Annotated in this window: 16 protein-coding genes; 9 read left to right on the top strand and 7 right to left on the bottom strand. The window is 67.6% G+C overall.

The annotated features are described in order from the left end of the window. Positions 1 to 18 precede the first annotated feature (18 nt). The 3 genes from ACGFK1_RS06160 to ACGFK1_RS06150 are packed head-to-tail and all read right to left on the bottom strand — an operon-like array spanning position 19 to position 2,899. Positions 19 to 519 (bottom strand): DUF3830 family protein, encoded by a 501-nt coding sequence (locus ACGFK1_RS06160; RefSeq protein ID WP_393427182.1) that lies wholly within the window; start codon positions 517 to 519, stop codon positions 19 to 21. Further along, on the bottom strand, positions 516 to 1,928 hold the full coding sequence (locus ACGFK1_RS06155) for an amidase (protein WP_393427179.1): 1,413 nt from the start codon (positions 1,926 to 1,928) through the stop codon (positions 516 to 518). The genes ACGFK1_RS06160 and ACGFK1_RS06155 overlap by 4 nt, the downstream gene beginning before the upstream one ends. Then, the gene (locus ACGFK1_RS06150) at positions 1,925 to 2,899 is read right to left on the bottom strand and encodes a D-2-hydroxyacid dehydrogenase (RefSeq protein WP_393427176.1); all 975 of its coding nucleotides are present in this window, start codon (positions 2,897 to 2,899) and stop codon (positions 1,925 to 1,927) included. The genes ACGFK1_RS06155 and ACGFK1_RS06150 overlap by 4 nt, the downstream gene beginning before the upstream one ends. 86 nt (positions 2,900 to 2,985) lie before the next feature. Here ACGFK1_RS06150 and ACGFK1_RS06145 point away from each other — a divergent pair, with 86 nt between their 5' ends. The 4 genes from ACGFK1_RS06145 to ACGFK1_RS06130 are packed head-to-tail and all read left to right on the top strand — an operon-like array spanning position 2,986 to position 7,262. Further along, entirely contained in the window at positions 2,986 to 3,708 is a 723-nt protein-coding gene (locus ACGFK1_RS06145; RefSeq protein ID WP_393427173.1) for an Asp/Glu racemase, read from the top strand. Continuing rightward, positions 3,705 to 4,874, top strand: a complete 1,170-nt coding sequence (locus ACGFK1_RS06140) for a M24 family metallopeptidase (protein WP_393427170.1) — start codon at positions 3,705 to 3,707, stop codon at positions 4,872 to 4,874. The genes ACGFK1_RS06145 and ACGFK1_RS06140 overlap by 4 nt, the downstream gene beginning before the upstream one ends. A 4-nt stretch (positions 4,875 to 4,878) precedes the next feature. Continuing rightward, complete coding sequence (locus tag ACGFK1_RS06135; RefSeq protein ID WP_393427167.1) at positions 4,879 to 6,078, top strand: PLP-dependent aminotransferase family protein; 1,200 nt, start codon at positions 4,879 to 4,881, stop codon at positions 6,076 to 6,078. A gap of 5 nt (positions 6,079 to 6,083) precedes the next feature. Further along, positions 6,084 to 7,262, top strand: coding sequence for a M20 family metallopeptidase (locus ACGFK1_RS06130; protein ID WP_393427164.1), 1,179 nt, complete (start codon positions 6,084 to 6,086; stop codon positions 7,260 to 7,262). Here the strand turns inward: ACGFK1_RS06130 and ACGFK1_RS06125 are convergent. After that, positions 7,245 to 10,112 carry an FAD-binding and (Fe-S)-binding domain-containing protein gene (locus ACGFK1_RS06125; RefSeq protein ID WP_393427161.1) on the bottom strand — a complete coding sequence of 956 codons (2,868 nt, stop codon included), beginning with the start codon at positions 10,110 to 10,112 and terminating at the stop codon, positions 7,245 to 7,247. The two genes, ACGFK1_RS06130 and ACGFK1_RS06125, sit on opposite strands and share 18 nt — an antisense overlap. A gap of 47 nt (positions 10,113 to 10,159) precedes the next feature. Between ACGFK1_RS06125 and ACGFK1_RS06120 the strand changes: the two genes are divergently transcribed. Continuing rightward, positions 10,160 to 10,879 (top strand): maleate cis-trans isomerase, encoded by a 720-nt coding sequence (locus ACGFK1_RS06120; protein ID WP_393427158.1) that lies wholly within the window; start codon positions 10,160 to 10,162, stop codon positions 10,877 to 10,879. Then, a complete protein-coding gene (locus ACGFK1_RS06115) occupies positions 10,876 to 11,556 on the top strand; it encodes a GntR family transcriptional regulator (RefSeq protein WP_393427155.1) in 681 nt (226 codons plus the stop codon). The genes ACGFK1_RS06120 and ACGFK1_RS06115 overlap by 4 nt, the downstream gene beginning before the upstream one ends. A 4-nt stretch (positions 11,557 to 11,560) precedes the next feature. Here ACGFK1_RS06115 and ACGFK1_RS06110 read toward each other — a convergent pair whose 3' ends face one another. Continuing rightward, positions 11,561 to 13,027, bottom strand: a complete 1,467-nt coding sequence (locus ACGFK1_RS06110; RefSeq protein WP_393427152.1) for an NAD-dependent succinate-semialdehyde dehydrogenase — start codon at positions 13,025 to 13,027, stop codon at positions 11,561 to 11,563. A gap of 90 nt (positions 13,028 to 13,117) precedes the next feature. Between ACGFK1_RS06110 and ACGFK1_RS06105 the strand changes: the two genes are divergently transcribed. Next, a complete protein-coding gene (locus ACGFK1_RS06105) occupies positions 13,118 to 14,374 on the top strand; it encodes an aspartate aminotransferase family protein (RefSeq protein ID WP_393427149.1) in 1,257 nt (418 codons plus the stop codon). A 54-nt stretch (positions 14,375 to 14,428) separates the two neighbouring features. Here the strand turns inward: ACGFK1_RS06105 and ACGFK1_RS06100 are convergent, their stop codons facing one another. Both ACGFK1_RS06100 and sppA read right to left on the bottom strand, forming a co-directional pair. Continuing rightward, on the bottom strand, positions 14,429 to 15,805 hold the full coding sequence (locus tag ACGFK1_RS06100; protein ID WP_393427146.1) for an MFS transporter: 1,377 nt from the start codon (positions 15,803 to 15,805) through the stop codon (positions 14,429 to 14,431). A gap of 172 nt (positions 15,806 to 15,977) precedes the next feature. After that, the gene (sppA, locus tag ACGFK1_RS06095) at positions 15,978 to 17,774 is read right to left on the bottom strand and encodes a signal peptide peptidase SppA (protein ID WP_393427143.1); all 1,797 of its coding nucleotides are present in this window, start codon (positions 17,772 to 17,774) and stop codon (positions 15,978 to 15,980) included. 95 nt (positions 17,775 to 17,869) lie between these two features. Here sppA and ACGFK1_RS06090 point away from each other — a divergent pair, with 95 nt between their 5' ends. Together ACGFK1_RS06090 and ACGFK1_RS06085 are read left to right on the top strand one after the other, a co-directional pair. Next, a complete protein-coding gene (locus ACGFK1_RS06090) occupies positions 17,870 to 18,802 on the top strand; it encodes an LLM class flavin-dependent oxidoreductase (RefSeq protein WP_393427140.1) in 933 nt (310 codons plus the stop codon). 65 nt (positions 18,803 to 18,867) lie between these two features. Then, a complete protein-coding gene (locus ACGFK1_RS06085; RefSeq protein WP_232004649.1) occupies positions 18,868 to 19,209 on the top strand; it encodes a PE-PGRS family protein in 342 nt (113 codons plus the stop codon). The last annotated feature ends 24 nt before the right edge of the window (positions 19,210 to 19,233 follow it).

The following is a 19,233-nucleotide window of genomic DNA, read 5'->3' as shown; positions in this document are numbered from 1 at the left end:
GCACGCGTTTCGCCGGAATCAGTCGCGGCGACTGAAACTCAATGTCTCGCCGCGCACACCGCCCATCCACAGGTCCTGACAAGCCGCGGCCATATCGTCGAGTCCCTCGACGACCTCGCCGAACACATTCCCTGGCACCCAGCCTTGATCACCGTTGATCAGCAGATTGTTGCGGCCGTAGAACAGGGCGAGATCGATGATCGCGCCTGTGGTCCCGGTGCCCGTGGTGTTCTCGTACCCGTACGCGGGATTGCCGAGGTCGTCCGAGTCGAAGGAGAACCAGCACAAATCGCCGGGAATCGGCGTGATCGTGGTGTTCTCCTTGCCCGGGTCGAGGGGCGCGAAAACCGGTAACAGCGTGTAGATCTCGTTGCGGGCGTACTTACCGTGGAACACGGGCGCCGAAAGCGGCAGCGCGTCCCACACGGCCGCGCAGGTGCGCGGCGCCTGGTCGTCGAGCATCCGGGCCACACAGCTCACGCTGCGCTTGTCCAACGAAACAGTGATCAGTCTGCTCATCGAGCCTCCTCGTCAAGAAGTGTCGGTATCCGTCGGTGCCAATCGGTGGCGGACTCGTAGGCTTGGCCGACGCGCAGCACCATCGCATCGGCGTGCCGGGGGCCGACGATCTGCAGCCCGATCGGCAGTCCGGCGGAGGTGAAGCCGCACGGCACGCTGAGGCCGGGCTGCTGGGTCAGATTGAACGGATAGGTGTACGGCGTCCAGCTCGTCCAGTCCGGCGACGGCCAGCCGTCCGGCACGTCACCGCCCACCGGGAAAGCGGCCAGCGGAAGCGTCGGGGTGACCAACACGTCGTAGGTCTGGTGGAACCGCCCCATCCTCGACCCCAGCTCCATCCGCACCGCGGTCGCGTCGAGGTAGTCCGACGCCGAATAGCTCGCGCCGATCGCCGCGGTCCGTCGCAACCCGGCGTCCACCCGGTCAGCCCACGCTTCCCGGATATCGCCGTAGGCCTGCAGCACCTTGGCCTCACCCGAGAACCACAGCACGTGGAACGCCTCCACCGGATCGGCGAACCCCGGATCGACTTCGTCCACTTCGGCGCCGAGACCGGCAAGGGTGTCCACGGCGGCGCGCACCGCGGCCGACACCTCGGGATCGTTGCGTACGAAGCCCAAATCGGGTGAGTAGCCGATGCGCAGCCCCGCGACACCGTCGTCGAGGCCGTGCAGAAACGACGTCGGCGGTGTCGGCATCGCCGACCAGTCGCGGGCGTCGAATCCACATATCACGTCGAGCAGCGCTGCGGCATCGCGCACGGTTCTCGTCATCGGGCCGGCATGCGACAACGTCCCGAAAGGGCTTGGTGGATATAGCGGTATCAATCCATATGTCGGCTTGAGCGCGACCGTGCCCGTGAACGCTGCCGGGATCCGCACCGAACCACCGCCATCGGTCCCCACCGACCACGGGCCCATGCCGAGGCCGACGGCCGACGCGCTACCGCCGCTGGATCCGCCCGATGTTTTCGTGGGATCCCACGGATTGCCGGTCGCCCCGTAGCGGGGCGAATCGGTGACGCCCTTCCACGAGTACTCCGGTGTCGTGGTCTTGCCGAGGAGAACCGCGCCGGTCTCGCGCAGCCTCGCCACGCACGGCGCGTCCTCCTCCCACGGTCCCGCGGCGTCGATCAGGGTGCTGCCCCGCAGCGTTGGCCAACCGCGGGTCCACAGCGCGTCCTTGATCGACGTCGGCACGCCGTCGCCGGGGCCGAGCGGCTCGCCCGCATGCCAACGCGCCTCCGACTGCTTGGCGGCCGCGAGCGCACCCTCGGAATCCACCAACACGAACGCATTCACTTCAGCGTCGTACGCATCGATCGCAGCCAGCGCGGCCGCAGTGACCTCCACCGGCGACAGGGTTTTGCGCCGATAGCCTTCGACGAGTTCGACGGCCTCCGGGATCATCGGCTCACGCCTGTCGAGATGTAGCCCAGCTTCTTGTCCACCACGTTGAGCAGCGGTTCGCCGGCGAGCCAGCGGCGGACGTTGATCGCAAACTGGGCCGCCAGCGTGTCCCGCCAGCCGACCACGTCGGCGGACATGTGCGCGGTGATGGTCACATTGGGCGCATCCCACAGCGGATGCTCCGGCGGCAGCGGCTCGGTGTCGAAGACGTCGAGCGTCGCGCCGCCGATGCGTCGTTCGGTCAACGCGGAAAGCAGCGCCGCCTCGTCGACCATCGGGCCGCGGGCGATGTTGACCAGGTGTGCATCGGGTTTCATCGCATCCAGCACAGCGGCGTTCACCAGGCCGCGAGTCTGCGCCGTCAGCGGCGCGGCGAGGATGAGGTGGTCGCACCAGCCGGCCTCGGCGGCCAGGTTGTCGCTGCAGATCACGTCGCCGAAGTCGGGGTCGTCGGCAACGGCGCGGCGGCCGGCGCCGCGGACTACCAGCCCGGCCGCGCGCAGCAGCTTCGCGATCTCACGGCCGATCCCTCCCGTGCCGACGATCAAGGCGGTGGCGCCGGTGATGCGTCGCGTCTCGCGGTGCCGCCACTGGTGTCGACGCTGGAGGTCGAAGCTGGTGCGGCTGTCCTTCGCGTGGGCGATCACCGCGCCGAGCACATACTCGGCAAGGGGCCTGTCGAAGACGCCCCGCGCGTTGGTGACCACCACGTCGGACTCCCTGAGCTCATCGAAGAGCAGGGTGTCGACGCCCGCGGAGGTGATGTGAATCCACTCGAGGCTGTCCGCGTTGTCCCATACAGAGGAGACGGCGGTGGAGAAGAAGTCCCACAGCAGCAACCCGCGGGCGCCCCGAATGGCGTCGGCGAGGCCTTCGGCGGCGCAGTAGCGGAAGTCGACGTCGAGGTCGTCGAGCCCGGGCGGCCTGTCGGTGGCCTGTTCGCACAGCACGGCCACAACTGGGCGGGTCATCGGCACACGTTCGAGGCTAGGAATCGAACCGTCCGATTGTCAACAATCGGCTTGCCTTCGGCGGGATGCGCACCCAGACTGGGGCCATGGACGACTCCCCGCCGCTCGACCAGACCGGGATCGCTGTTGTTGCCCCTTTCGATCTGGCACTCGATCGCGAACTGTGGCGCTGGGTGCCCGATGACGTCAGCCTGCACATCACCCGCATGCCCTATGCCCCGTTGGCCGTGACCACGGAGATGGCGGTGCACATTTCCGATCCCGACGTGGTCGCGGTCGGCGTCACCGACACCATCGCCGTGTCGCCGCTGGTGGCCGCCTACGCGTGCACGTCTGGCAGCTTCGTGGGCGGGCTCGCGGGCGAGGCGGCACTGGTGTCCGCGATGATCGCCGCCGGCGCGCCTGCCGCGGTCACCACCAGCGGTGCGCTGCTCGCCGCGCTCCGGCATCTCGACGTCACCAGGATCGCCACCGTCACGCCCTACACCGCCGACCTGACCGCGGGCCTTACCGTCTTTCTCGCCGAGGCGGGTGTTCAGGTTGTCTCGGCCTCGGGGCTCGGGTTGACCTCCGACATCTGGACGGTGCCCTACGACGTCACCGCCGCCCTGGTCCGTGACACCGATACCGATGACGCCCAAGCCGTCTTCATCAGCTGCACCAACCTGCCGACCTACGACGTCATCGCACCGCTGGAGGCCGAGCTCGGCAAGCCGGTGCTGACGGCCAATCAGGTCACCATGTGGTCGGCGCTGGCCGTCATCGGCCGCAAGGCGGTCGGTCCGGGTCAACGGCTGCTGAACTCATGACCGGGGCCACCGCCGCGGAGTACGCGGGCCGACTGCAACGAGTCCAGGAAGCCATGGCGCAGAAGGCATTTGGCGCGCTCGTCGTGTCCGATCCGGCGAACCTGTTCTATCTGGCCGGCTACAACGCGTGGTCGTTCTACACGCCGCAGTGCCTGCTGGTCCCCGCCGACGGCCAACCGCACCTGTTCGCACGGGCGCAGGATGCCGCGGGGGCCGGCTACACCTGCAATCTGCCCGACGACCGGATCCACGGTTACCCGGAGGATCTGGTGCACCGCCGGGACGTGCACCCGTTCGACTGGGTCGCCTCCGCGATCCGGTCGATCGTGCCCGACGCTGAACTGATCGGCGTGGAAGCTGACGCACACTTCTTTTCTCCCCGTGCTTATTTCGCGTTGGAGCGTGGGCTGCCCGACAGCCATCTCGTCGACTCGGCGGAGCTGGTGAACTGGGTACGGGTGATCAAATCGCCCTACGAGGTCGAACAGATGCGGATCGCGGGCACCATCGTCGAACACGCGATGCGCACCGCATGCGAAAGCGTGCGGCCAGGCCGCCGCCAGTGCGATGTGGTCGCCGAAATCATGGCGGCACAGGCCAGCGGCACCGGAGAATACGGCGGCGACTACCCCGCCATCGTGCCGATGCTGCCGACGGGCGCCGCCGCCGGAGCCCCGCATCTGACGTGGACCGACCGGCCCTTCCAGACTGGCGAAGCCACCACCATCGAACTGGCGGGCGCTTATGGCCGCTACCACGCACCGCTGGCCAGGACGGTGATGCTCGGCGACCCGCCGCAACCGCTCACCGAAACCGCGAAAGTCATCGCCGAGGCAATGAACGCCACCCTGGCCGCGATCCGCCCCGGCGTCGACGGCCACACCGTGCACGCAGCGTTCGATGCGGTCATCCGCTCGCACGGCATGGAAAAGGGTTCGCGCCTTGGGTATTCGATCGGCATCGGCTATCCCCCCGACTGGGGCGAGCACACCATCAGCCTGCGACCGGGCGAGACCACCGTGCTGGCCGCAGGGATGGCGCTGCACATCATCCCTGGCATGTGGACCGACGGCTTCGGGTACGAGATGTCCGAGTCGGTGGTGGTCACCGAGACCAGCGTGGAACGGTTGACGAATCTGCCTGCAGAACTCACGGTTTGGAGATAAGTCAGTGACGCTGTCGACACTTCCCTATGCCGCGCGTGCGGCGGGCCTCGTCGGGTCGGTCATCGACTCCAGCACCTCGCTGCTGCACAAGCAGAGCCACGACGTGGTGCGGCTGGCGATGGGTTCACCGGCAGCCGAGGCGGTGCCGTCGGAGATCCTCGCGGGGATCGCGTCGCTCGAGCTGAGCGCCCCCGACGCCTATGACTATGCCGCGACTGAGGGCGATCCACCTCTACACGCCGCACTGCTCGAGATGCTGCGCGGTACCAGCGACGAAACCACCGCGGACAGGCTGACCATCACCGCCGGAGGCATGCAGGGCCTCGACCTGTTCTGCAAGGTCTTCGTGGATCCCGGCGATCTCGTGACGGTTGAGTCCCCGACGTACACCAACGGCAGTGCGACCGCGTTGTCGTACGGAGCGCAACTTCTGGAGATCCCCGTCGACGACGACGGCATGGACGTCGACGCGCTCGAGCGTCTGGTCGGCGAAGCCGGCCGGAAACCCAAGGCCATCTACACCATTCCGACGTTTCAGAACCCGTCCGGCGTCACGCTGTCGCTGCCACGCCGGTTACGGCTGCTGGAGCTCGCCAGGTCGTGGGGCGCAATGGTGATCGACGACGACCCATACGGGATGCTGCGCTTCGCGGGTGAGCCGCTGCCGACGCTGCGGGAGCTCGGCGGGGGCGACCCGCTGGTGTTCTCGGTGCGCACCTTCTCCAAGATCGTCGCGCCGGGCCTGCGCGTCGGCTGGGTCGACACGGTGCCGGAGTTGCAGCCGCTACTGATCAACGCCAAACAAGCCATGGACACCTGCACCAACCTGCCCGCGCAACGGCTGCTGACAGGCTTCCTTGTCGGCGGCCATCTGGACGATCACCTGGTGACACAACAGGCGGAGTACAAACGACGCAAGGAGGCCATGCATGCTGCGTTGCGCGAGCATCTCGGCGACATGGCACGCTGGACCGACCCCGAGGGCGGCTTCTTCTGTTGGATCACCCTCGACAACGTCGACACCACAGCCCTTTTCGAGCCCGCGCTGGCCGAAGGCGTTGCGTTCATTCCCGGCTCGGCGTTCTCACCGTCGGGACGATTCACCGACGCGCTGCGGATGTGCTTCGCCTCCACGCCGCCCGACCGCATCCACGAGGGGGTCGCCCGACTCCGTCGGGCCGTCGACGCTCTGACCAAGGGCTGACCGCGGTGTCCGTGTCGAGCGCCGAACGTGCCGTACTGGACAAGATCGACGAGGCCGCACTGGTAACGCTGACCCGATCACTGGTACAGGCGGCAGGCGAGAATCCGCCCGGTGAAGAGGCGGCGACAGTCGCGGTGCTGGCTGCGGCGGCCGCCGAACTCGGGCTCGAGGTGTGTCAGGTGCCGGTCCAAGCTGGCCGGGACAATCTCCAGATCACCCTCACCGGCGGACCGGGTCCGGGCTTGCTGCTGCTCGGCCACACCGACGTCGTGCCGGTCGGCGAAGGTTGGACGAAGGATCCGTTCGGTGGCGCCGTCGAGAACGGCCGCATCTATGGCCGCGGCGCATCCGACATGAAAGGCGGACTGGCTGCGGCACTTTGCGCGATGGCGGCGTTGCGCGGGGCCGCATTGACCGGCCCCGTCGAACTGACCGCACTGATCGACGAGGAAGAGATCGGCGCGGGCATCCGTGCGTACATCGGATCGGCATCGACTCGGTTCCTCGGCTGCATCACTGCGGAGCCCACGGACCTTCAGACCGTGATCGGCGCCCGCGGTGCCTGCTACCTGCGGATCCAGATTCACGGAACAGCCTGTCACGCAGGCAATCCCGCTGACGGCGCGAACGCGATCTACGGCGCGGCCGCCGTGGTCGCAGAGATTGAACGCATGCACCGCGAACTCGCGCAGCGGCCGCACCCGCTGCTTGGGCCCGCGACCTGGAGTGTCGGGCAGATCAACGGCGGCACCAGCGGGTCGATCGTGCCCGCCGAATGTGTGGTGGTCGCCGATCGCAGGCTACTGCCCGGCGAATCGATCGCCACCGTGCTGGCCGACGTGCGCGACCGGCTGTCCGGCCTAGGACTGCCCGAACGGGGCCTGACCGTCGACGTCACGATGCCGATGGAGATGCCTGCCTTCGAGACACCCGCCGACTGCGCGCTGGCCGCGACCGTTGACACCGCGCTCGCCGACGCCGGCGGGCCAGGACTTCCGCCGGGCGGCTGGACGGCCGCGTGCGACGGCGGATTCGTCGCTCGCGATCTCGGCGTGCCCGTGGTGGTGTTCGGGCCGGGGTCGGTCAGTGAACAGGCCCACCGCCCCGACGAATCCGTGGCGATCGAGGAGTTGATGGTCGCCGCGCGCGCCTATGTGCTGTCGGCGCTACGGCTTCTCGGCTAGTCCGTCGGCGAGCAACTGGGCCAAATGCACGGCGCGCCGCGGCGTGCCCTGCGCGATCTGGGTCCGGCAGCTGAAACCATCGGCGACGATCGCCGTGTCGGGCGCGGCCGCCCGAACGGCAGGCAGCAGCACCCGCTCACCCACCGCAAGGGAAACCTCGTAGTGTCCACGTTCGAAGCCGAAATTGCCTGCTAGCCCGCAACATCCAGAATCGGGCACGGCGGCGTTGATGCCCGCCTTCGCCATCAGCGCGCGGTCGGCGTCGAAACCGAGCACGGCGTGCTGATGACAGTGGGTCTGCACCAGGGCGTCCGTACCGACCTGCGGCGGTTGCCAATCCGAACGATTGAGGAACTCCGCGAAGGTGAACGCCAAGGCCGCCAACGCGGCCGCGCGCGAGTCGTCGGGCAGAAGCTCGGGCGCGTCACGGCGCAGCACGGCCAGGCAGCTCGGCTCCAATCCCACGATCGGCACACCGGCGGTCAGGTGTGGCGCCAGCCGCGCAAGTGACCGCGTGAGCCGTCGCTTCGCCACACCCAGTTGCCCGGTGGAGATCCACGTCAGCCCGCAGCACACCGGTCCGTCGGGAAGCACCACCCGATAGCCGGCCGCCTCCAGCACCTCGACTGCCGCACGACCCACCTCGGGCGCAAGGTGATTGGTGAAGGTATCCGGCCACAGCACCACGCTGCCCCGCGTGGCGGGCGCGCTGACGGCGCGCCCGGCGAACCACGACGTGAAGGTCTGCGCGGCGAAGACCGGAATCTCACGTTCGTCGGCGATGCCGCCCAACCGTTTCGTCAGCGGCATCCGCGCCACCCGGTTGACCAGCCGGGGTGCCATCGACGCGAGCCGCGACGATGCCGGCAGCCAGCCCATCGACCAGTGCGACAGCGGCCGTGCCCACGGCCGGCCCGCGTAGTGGTGGTGGGTGAATTCGGCCTTGTACGTGGCCATGTCGACGTTCACCGGGCAATCCGACAGGCAGCCCTTGCACGACAGGCACAGATCCAGGGCGTCGCGCACTTCGGTCGAGCGCCACCCGTCGGTCACCAGATCGCCCTCCAGCATCTCCCAGAGCAGATGCGCGCGTCCGCGCGTGGAATGCATCTCCTCGCGGGTGGCCTGGTAGCTCGGGCACATCACACCGCCGGAGGACTGCCTGCACTTGCCGATGCCGACGCAGCGCCGCTGCGCCTGGGCGAAATCGTGGTTGTCGTCGGGATAAGCGAACAGCGTCAACAATTTTCGGTCCTTCGCCGCACCCTGATGCCTGATCGCAGCGTCGAACGGGGGTGGATCGACGATGATGCCGGGATTCATCACCCGGCCCGGATCCCAGATGCCTTTCATCTCGGCGAGCAGTGCCAGCCCGTCGGTGCCATACATCCGGCCGAGCAACTCGGAGCGGGCGCGGCCGTCACCGTGCTCGCCCGACACCGAACCGCCAAGCGACACAACGAGGTCGGTGGCCTGCTCGACGAACGTACGGTAGACCGTCAGGCCCGTGCTGCTCAGGAGATCGAAGTCGATCCGCATGTGCATGCAGCCTTCGCCGAAATGGCCGTAGTACGCGCCGGCCAGTCCGTGCCGCCCCATCAGGTCGTCAAGGCCGCGCAGATAGTCGGCGAGCAGTTCGGGCGGAACCGCCGCGTCCTCCCAGCCGCCCCATGCCTCGGCGCCGTCGGCGCGGCGGGTGGCAAGCCCGGCGGCATCAGTGCGGCAACGCCACAGCACGGCCTGTGCGCCGGGGTCGGTGACCAGCGCTGCGGTCGCCGGTGAGCCCGAATCACGCAGCGCCTCAAGCATTTTCTCAGCGGCTAGTACCGCGCCCGCTCGGTCCTCGCCACCCATCTCCACCAGCAGCCACGCCCGCCCGGCAGGCAGCCCTGCCGCGGTGGCGGCGCGGCGGACGTCGCCGGGTAACCGGTCGATCAGGTCGACGTTGATCGACTCCATGGTCAGCGGACTGTGCGCGAGAATTACCGGGACACATTCCGCGGACGTGATGGAGTCACCGAAGCCGAGCACGCACAACACTCGCGCCGTCGGTGTCGGGGTCAGCGCGACCGTCGCCTGCAGAGTGGCAGCGAAACCGCCTTCGCTGCCGCACAACAACCCGGCGACGTCGTAGCCGTGCTCGGGCAACAACCGGTGCAACGCGTAGCCGGAGATCTGCCGGGTGAACCTGCCGAACCGGCGGCGGATGACCAGTTCGTGCGCATCGACGAAGGCCTGTAGCTGTCGATGCACTTCGCCCTCGCGGCCCGGCCTGCGCGCGAGATCCTCGCGAGCACCGGTCGAGTCGACCGTGCACCGCGTGCCGTCCGCGAGCAGCAGATCCAGTGACCTCATGTTGTCGGCAGTGGTTCCCCACGCCACAGAGTGAGCGCCGCACGCGTTGTTCGCGATCATCCCGCCGATCGTCGCCCGGCTGGCCGACGAGGGGTCGGCCCCGAACGCGAGGCCGTGCGGGCGGGCGGCGGCCAGCAGGTCGGTCAGCACGACGCCGGGCTCCACGACCGCGGTCCCGGCGGCCGCGTCGAAATCGAGAATGCGGTTGACGTGGCGTGAGGCGTCGATCACTACACCGCCGATCGCATTGCCCGCCATCGAGGTACCGCCGCCCCGCAGCGTCACGGGTGCGCCCGACGCCGCGGTCAGCGCCACCGCCACAGCAAGGTCTTCCTGGTCGGCAGGCACCACCACCAGGTCCGGCACCACGCGGTAGTTGGATCCGTCGACCGCGTACAGGCCTCTGCTGCCCGCGTCATCGCTCACCGAGCCGCGAACCTGTTTGCGGAGCTCCGTGGCAACCCGCCTGACGTCGTACTCCGCGCGCGTTAACATTGTTGACAATCTACCGATATGGGTGACGATCAGCCAGGGAGATATTCATGGTGACAGTGGGCTTGCTGTACCCCGGCCACAGCGCTGAAGACGACTTCCCCGCGCTCGAGGCCCGGATCGATGGCGCGGTCCGGCTACCGGTGGTGATCACCTCGGTCGGCGAGGACGCACACCGCGTCGACGCTCTACTCGACCTTGGCAGCGACACCCGACTGGCCAACGGCGCGGCCCAACTCGCCGGCGAAAAGCCGGACGCCGTGATGTGGGCATGCACCTCGGGCAGCTTCGTCTTCGGCCCGCAGGGCGCCAGAGACCAGGCTTCGGCCGTCGCCGCGGCGGCGGGCGTGCCGGCATCCTCCACCTCGATCGCGTTCGTCGACGCCCTTCGCCACCTCGGCATCCGGCGGGTGGCGATTGCGGCGTCCTATCCCGACGACGTGGCCCAGCATTTCGTCGCGTTCCTCACTGCGGGAGGCGCGGAGGTGGTGTCGATGGGCAGCCATGGCATCTACACCGCCGCCGAAGTGGGCACGCTGGAGCCTGACCGCGTGGTGGCGATGGTGACCGCGGCCGATCACCCCGATGCCGAGGCCGTACTCGTTCCGGACACCGCGATGCACACGCTGGCGATCGTCGACAAACTCGAAGCGGCAGTGGGCAAACCGGTTCTCACCGCCAACCAGGTCACGGTCTGGAAAGGCCTCGAACTGCTCGGGCCCGTGCCGCCACTGCCCACATTGGGCGCGTTGTTCGGAGACCGAAAATGACGGGCTTCATCGGGCTGCTTGCGCAGGAGTCGACGCCTGCGATCATCGCCGACAAACTGCGCCAGGCCATCGGCCACGGTGAACTCAAACCCGGTGCCCAGCTAGGCGAGGCGGAGCTCGCGCGCAAATTCGGGGTGAGTCGGGGACCGGTACGCGAGGCGATGTCGCGCCTCACCCAGGAGGGGCTGCTGCTGTCCATCCGCAACCGCGGGCTCTTCGTCATCCACATGACCGCCGACGACATCCGCGACATGTATCTGGCGCGCGAGGCGATCGAACGCGCCGCGGCTCGCAAGATCATCGACGGCGACCACGTCGCCGCGGGCGACGCACTGTTGGTGATCGTCGAACAGATGATGGCCGCCAAATCACCCGCCGAGGTGAGCGAACTCGACATCGCGTTCCACGAGCGCCTTCTGCAACTGGCCCGTAGCCCGCGGCTGTCGCGCATGCACCAGACCTTCATCACCGAGACGCGGATGTGCATCCACTGCCTCGACGAGACCTACGCCATCTCCGAGGTCCGCGGCGAGGAACACCGCGCCCTGGCGAATGCGATCCGCGCAGGCGATCGCGAACTCACCGATCGGCTCTTGATCGCGCACATGGACGATGCCGTCGCGCGGCTGAGCGCCAGTGGGCCGCTGGTCGACGGTGTCGAACAGCCGGGCAGGTAATCAATCACCTCATCGCGATGCCGATGTACTTGGTCTCGAGGAACTCGTCGATGCCAACGGCACCGCCTTCGCGGCCGAGGCCGGACTCCTTGACACCGCCGAACGGCGCCGCGGGATTTGACACGACGCCCTGATTGAGCCCGACCATCCCGGTCTCCAGCGCCTCGGCCACCCGAAGTGCGCGACGCAGGTCGTTGGTGAAAACGTAAGAGACAAGCCCGTATTCGGTGTCGTTGGCCGCGGCGATCACCTCGGCCTCCGATTCGAACGGCGTGAGCGGGGCGACAGGACCGAAGATCTCCTGATCGGCCATCTTCGCGTCGCGCGGCACCCCGGTCAGCACCGTGGGCGGATAGAAGTAGCCGTCGCCGCCCGGCGCCCTTCCCCCGGTCAACACGGTGGCGCCGCGTTCGACGGCGTCGGCGACCAGTGACTCGACTTTCCGCAGCCCGGCCTCATCGATCAGCGGCCCGACATTCACGCCGGGTTCGGTGCCGCGACCGACCGACAGCACCGCCATGCGCTTGGCCAGGCGCTGGCCGAACTCGTCGATCACCGAGGACTGCACATACATTCGGTTGGCGGCCGTGCAGGCCTCGCCCATGTTGCGCATCTTGGCGGCGATCGCTCCCTCGACCGCCTCATCCAGATCGGCGTCCTCGAACACGATGAACGGCGCATTACCGCCCAACTCGAGTGAGGTCCGCAGGACTCTTTGCGCGCACTGCTCGAGCAGCAACCGGCCGACATTGGTGGACCCGGTGAACGACAGCTTGCGGGCCAGGCCAGAGCGGATCAGCGGCTCCATCACCGCGCCGGCATTCGTGGCGGTGATGCAGTTGACCGCGCCCGCAGGCACGCCCGCCTCAACCAAGATGTCCATCAAAGCCAGCATTGAAAGCGGTGTCTGTGGAGCCGGCTTGATGACGCTGGTGCATCCCGCGGCGATTGCAGGACCGAGCTTGCGGGTGCCCATCGCCATCGGGAAGTTCCACGGTGTGATCAGCAGACACGGCCCCACCGGCTGCCGGGTGACCAGGAAGCGTGCGCCACCGGCGGGGGCGGTCTGGTAGCCGCCGTCTATCCGCACGGCCTCGCCGGCGAAATGCCGGAAAAACTCTGCAGCATAAGTAATTTCGCCTCGGGCTTCGGCGAGCGGCTTACCCATCTCCAGCGTCATCAACAGGGCCAGGTCGTCGATTCGTTCGTGCAGCAACTCGAATGCCCTGGTGAGCATGTCGGCGCGGGCGCGGGGCGTGGTCGCGGCGAATGCTGGCTGCGCGGCGACGGCGGCATCGAGTGCGGCCCGACCGTCCTCAGGCGTGGCGTCCGCCACCGCGCACAACGTCTTGCCGGTCGCGGGGTCGACGACATCAAAGGTGCGCCCGTTTTCCGCGTCCGTCCACTTGCCGTCGATGAACAGTCGCTTTTCGACGGTGTCGACGACCCTTGCCTCGTTGCGCTCGTTCACGAATACCCCTTCGTCGGCCCTAGGCTGTGCCTGCGCAGTCGGATAACCTGATTGTTGACAATCTACCCGTCGACAGGCAAGGGGAAGGGCGTGGCTGAGCTTTCACAGGTCCTCAAACAAGCAACCGGGGTACTCGCCGCTCGCGGCGAAGGAGTTCTGCTCTACGACGAGGACGACCGCCGATACCTCGATTTCACGGCGGGCATCGGGGTGACCAGCACCGGCCACTGCCACCCGCGGGTGGTCGAAGCCGCGCAGCGGCAAGTCGGCACGCTGATCCACGCGCAGTACACCACCGTCATGCACCGCCCGCTGCTCACGCTCGTCGAGCGGTTGGGCGAGGTGCTCCCACCCGGGCTGGACAGGATGTTCTTCGCCAACTCCGGCAGCGAGGCGATCGAGGCCGCGCTTCGGCTCAGCCGCCAGGCCACCGGCAGGCCCAATGTCATCGTGTTCCACGGCGGCTTCCACGGTCGCACCGTCGCGGCCGGTTCGATGACCACGTCCGGCACCAAGTTCCGTTCGGGCTTCTCACCATTGATGGCGGGAGTGCAGGTCGCGCCGTTCCCGGATCCGACGCACTACGGGTGGCCGGTGGAGCAAGCGACCGATTTCGCGCTCGCCCAGTTGGATTACGTCCTGCAGACCCTCAGCGCACCGGCCGACACCGCGGCGTTCTTCGTCGAACCGGTGCTCGGCGAAGGCGGTTACGTGCCCGCCAACGAGCGTTTCCTCGCGGGGCTGCGTCAACGTGCCGACGAGTACGGCATCGTGCTCGTGCTCGACGAGGTGCAGACGGGCTTCGGCCGGACCGGAAAGTTCTGGGGACACGATCATTTCAACGTGCGGCCTGACATCCTGGTGACGGCCAAGGGATTGGCATCGGGGTTCCCACTGTCCGGGATCGCGGCGTCGGCCGAACTGATGGCCAAGGCGTGGCCGGGATCGCAGGGTGGCACCTACGGCGCCAACGCGGTGGCATGTGCGGCCGCGGTGGCGACACTGGACGTCATCCAGGACGAGGGCCTCGTTGAGAACTCCGCGGAGCGCGGCGCACAGCTCAAGGACGCCCTGCAGACGGTTGCGGACAAGCACGACCGGATCACCGACGTGCGTGGCCTCGGCCTGATGATCGGCAACGAGTTTCGCGACGCCGACGGCCGACCCGATCCGGTGACAGCCACCGCCGCCCAGCAGGAGGCGGCGCGTCGCGGACTCTTGCTCTTGACGTGCGGAGCCTGGGGCCAGGTTGTGCGGTTCATCCCGGCGCTCGTGGTTGATCCGGATCAGATCGACGAGGCAGTCGGCATCTGGGCCGACGCGGTCAGCGCGGTGGTCCCGAACTGAGCGCGAAAGCCCGGCCTCCTTGAAATATCAAGGGAGGCCGGACTTTTCGCTGTGTCAGGCGGGGGTTGGCTGTTGTGCCACGTAATCGAGCTGTGGCGGCGCCTTTGCGGTGCCGGGGGTCTCGCGTCCGTTGATCGGGCATCTCGTGGTCTCGGGGACCTTTATCAGGGCGAGCGCGCCGATCACGCACGCACCCATCATGTAATAGGCGGGTATCAGCCCATCGCCGGTCTTACCGATCAACCACTCGTTGACGGCGGGCGCGGTGCCGCCGAAGAGCGAAGTGGAAACGTTGTACGCGATCGCCATGCCCGCGTACCGCACATGGGTCGGGAACATGGCCGGGAACGTCGCCGAGATCGTCGCCAACTGCGGTAGGTAGAGCAGGCCGAGTACGGCGAAGCCGATCACCGCGCCGGCCAGGCCCGTGCCCATCAGCAGAAACATCGGCACGCCCGCGACGAACAACCCGGCCAGCGAGAACCACCACACAGGTTTGCGCCCGATCCGATCGGAGTGATGTCCCGCAAGGGGCAGGAACACCATCATCGTGAGCATGCCGATGATCGGCACCACCAGCGACTGATTGGCCGAAAGGCCGATCTCGTTCTCCAGGTACGTCGGCATATACGCCAACAGCGTGTAGTTCACCACGTTGAGCGCTACGACCAGACCACCGAGCTGCAAGATCGGTCGCCAGTAGCGGGCGAGCAGGTCCCTGAACTGGGTTCCGGTTTGCTCCTCCTTTTCGCCTTTCGCCTCCAACTCGCGGAAGATCGGGGTGTCCTCCAGCCGGGTCCGTAGGTAGACGCCGACAAGGCCGAGCGGGGCGGCCACCAGGAAGGGCAGCCGCCAGCCCCAGGCATGCATCTGGTCGTCGCCGAGCAGAAGCGAAAAGCCGAGCATCAGCAACGCACCGAGCGAGAAGCCTGCAAGCGTGCCGACCTCGAGGAAGCTGCCGAGGAAACCGCGCCTGCGGCATGGCGCGTACTCCGCCATAAACGTTGCCGCGCCGCCATATTCGCCTCCAGTGGAGAAGCCTTGAATCATCCGCAGCAACACGAGCAGGATCGGCGCCCAGATGCCGATCGCGGCATACGTCGGCACCAAGCCGACGCAGAGCGTGGCGCCCGCCATCATCAGGATGGTCAGCGCCAGCACACGCTTGCGGCCGATCCGGTCACCGAGCGGGCCCCAGACCAGGCCACCGAGCGGCCGGACCAAAAACGAGATGGCGAACGTCGCGAGGGCCAGCTGCGTCGCGGCCTCCCCCGTGAAGATCGCCGCGGATATGTAGGTCACGCCATATGCGTAGATACCGTAGTCGAACCATTCGGTCGCGTTGCCGATCGCGGACGCGGCTATCGCCTTTCGCACCACTTCAGGGGGTGGATCGACGGTCGCGACGGCGGCGGGTTGTTCGGAAGCCATTGGGGTGCTCCTCGTACCAGTCGACACTGCCCCGCCCGGCGCTCACGTCATATGCAGGATCAGGTCGTAGTTTTGTTGACAATCCGAAGATTAACCAGGGTATAGAGGAACAGCAAGGGTCTGTTGCACCCAAATCCCCGCATGCGCGGGGCGAAACGAATTCCTGCGGTGGTTAGAAGCGGTATTCGCCGAGCCAGAGCGCGCTGACGCCGGTCGCCGAACGCTCGGCCTGGTTGAGCATGCCTGCGACGGAGCGCCCCACGAGCGCACCGACCGCCTCCGGCAGCGACGCCGCAGCAGGCTGCGACGACGCCTTGGGCCGCAACATGTCCATCAGCGAGGAACCCGGGTAGCTGACCACCCGGACCTCTGCATCCGGCTCGAGCCCGGCCAGCACCTTGGCCCGGGTGACGGCGGCGCGAAGCCCGCCGAGTTCGTCGACGAGGCCGCGCTCCAACGCATCGACACCCGTCCACACCCGGCCGCGGGCGATCGCATCGACCGCCTCGACCGTCATCTTCCTGCCCTTGGCAACCCGCTCGACGAAGTCGGTGTAGAACAAGTCGGCCTCGGCCGTGACATGCGCGTGCTGCTCGTCGGTGAACGGCTGGTTGATCGACCACGCATCGGCGTTGGCGTTGGTGCGCACCGCATCGGACCCGACGCCGAGACGGTCCTTGAGCTCGCGGGCGACCAGCTTGCCGGTCACCACACCGATCGAACCGGTGATGGTGCCGGGATTCGCGACGATCGCATCGGCCGACATCGACACGTAATAGCCACCGGACGCCGCCACCGCACCCATCGACGCGACGATTGGCTTACCGCTGTCGCGAACCCGATTCACTTGGCGCCAAACGGTTTCCGAACCGGTCACCGAACCACCGGGGCTGTCCACCCGCAGCACGATCGCCGACACGTCATCGGCGGCGGCCGCCTCACGCAACGCCGCGGCAATCGTGTCGCCTCCGGCGCTGGAACTGCCGAGCGGTAGTACGTGCGGGCCGCCGCGCCCGCTGACGATCGGACCGTGCAGCGTGACAACCGCGATCTTGGGTTTCGGCTTGCGGCCGGGGATCGGCGGCGTAGGCGGTGTGGGCCGCGCCGCCGTGGCCCGTGCATACCGCGACAGGTACAGCCTCGGCGGCGCGTCGTCGGAATCGGCGTCCCCCGTCTCCGGCGAGATGCCCGGCGCGCCAACGAGTTCGCCGATGCGCGCGTAGGCCTCGTCGCGGAAGCCGATGCGGTCGACCAGACGTCCCGTGACCGCGTCGTCGCGCAGCAGCGGCGCCCTGTCGGCGAGCGCGTCGACTTCGGCCGCGTCAAGGTGCCGCGCGTCGGCGACTGCCTTCAGCACCTGGCCGTGCAGGCTCTCGATCAGCCTGCTGTCGGCTTCGCGGTGTGCGTCGGTGTAGCGGTCCTGCGTGAAAAGGTTTGCCGCCGACTTGTATTCGCCACGCGCGATGAATTGCGCCTCGATGCCCGCTTTGTCGAGTGCATCGCGCAAGAACAGCGCATTGGTGGCGAAACCGACCAGACCGACCGTGCCCGACGGCTGCATCCACACCTCGCGAAAGGCCGACGCCAGGTAGTACGACAGCGTGCCGGGGTACGTCTCCGCCCACGCCAACGACGGTTTCACATCGCTGAACGCGACGATGGCGTCACGCAACTCCTGCACCGGACCAGGGGCGGCCGCCGGGATCTGCACCCGCGCGATCAGACCCACGACACGGGGGTCATCGGCCGCGCGATGGATGGCCGCGACGGCTTCGCGCAACACCAACGGCTTGCCGCCGCTGACAATCATCGCGAACGGATCGAAACCACCGGTCTCCTGGGGCATCGCCTGTAGATCGAGTTCGAGCACACATCCGCTCGGCACACCGTGGTGCCTCGCGGTGTCCACCCGCTTGACCAGGTTGCGCAGATCGTCGGCGCCGGGAATACCGGACAGGAAGGCAAACATGTTTCGAGCGTACCGACGCACGGCGCCCAGTCATCGGGGTCATCGGACATCCGCCGAGTCGTGTGACAATTCCGCCACCCGCCTACGGTAGACACGTGAAGTTTTCGATCTCGATCCCTCAGCGGGCAGCCGACGGCTTCGACGCCGAGGGCACAAGCGATTTTTTGAAGCGGGCCGAAGAGCTCGGGTTCGAGGGCGGCTGGACGCTCGAGCAAATCGTCGGGCCCGCACCGTCTCTCGCTCCCCTGCAGTTGCTGTCGTGGGCCGCGGCGCACACCACCCGGTTACGGCTCGGTGTCGCCGTGCTCATCACCTCCGTGCACGATCCACTCCAACTTGCGGCGGCCATCACCGCCGCCGACCAGCTCAGCCACGGCCGGTTGGACGTGGGTGTCGGGCACGGCGGGAACTCCAGGCCGTTCCCCGCGTTCGGCGTGGCGAAGGACACATTCGTCAGCTACTTCTCCGAGGGTCTCGAGCTGATGAAGGCGGCCTGGTCCGAGGAGCCAACCGTGACGTTTCACGGCCGGTTCCGCGATGTCGATGGCCTGGTGATCCAACCGAAGCCGGTGCAGCGGCCGCATCCGCCACTTTGGTTCGGTGGCGGCGCTCCCAAGGCGTTGGCCCGCGGGGTGCGCCTGGGTGACGCGTTCATGGGCGCCGGCTCGTCGACCACCGCGAGTTTCACCGAGGCTGTCAGAGTCGTCCGCCGGGAACTCGACGAACAACACAAGGACCCAACACGGTTCAGGATCGCCAAGCGCGTCTATCTGACCGTCGACGACGACGCGGCCCGCGCACGGCAGCGGGTGCTCGCAGGTCTGCACCGCATCTACGGTGACGCCCTCGCCTCCCGACTCGGGGACGTTCCGGTGTCCGGCACCGTCGACGACGTGGTCCGTGGGCTACGCGAGGTCATCGACGCCGGGGCCGAGATGATCCTGTTGAACCCGGTCGGCGAGAACGTCGTTGAAGATCGTGAGCAGCTGGAACGGCTTGCTGCGGAAGTGATTCCGCAGCTCAGCTGATGCACAGCTTTTGCTGAAAATTAGCTGTTTTAAGTTTGTGATCTTGGTGGTAAACCGGAGGCATGATGGCGAAACTGAAATTTCTCGCCCCGCTGGTCATGGCGGGTGCGGCCGCGACGGCGATCGCCGCCGCACCGGTGGCTGCCGCAGAGTCCATCGCGGCGTTGACAAGCACATCGATCACGCAGTTCGCGCCCGAAAGCCCTGGCGGCGACGGCTGCTACAACGGGGTCTGCGGTAGCGGCGACGCAGGCGGTGGCAGTGGATGCACCGCCGACGGCACGTGCGGCGGTGGTGGGCCGCTTGGCGGCGGCGGGTGCACTGCCGCAGGCGCGTGCGGCCACGGTGGACCGTCAGGTGGCGGCGGCTGCGTCCCCGGTGTCGGCTGCTTCAACTGGGGCCAGTAACGCAAAAGGCCCCCGCGTGCGGGG

The sequence above is a fragment of the Mycobacterium sp. NPDC048908 genome (assembly GCF_043197955.1).
Lineage (GTDB): Bacteria > Actinomycetota > Actinomycetes > Mycobacteriales > Mycobacteriaceae > Mycobacterium.
This window is presented reverse-complemented; position numbering and strand designations above follow the sequence as displayed.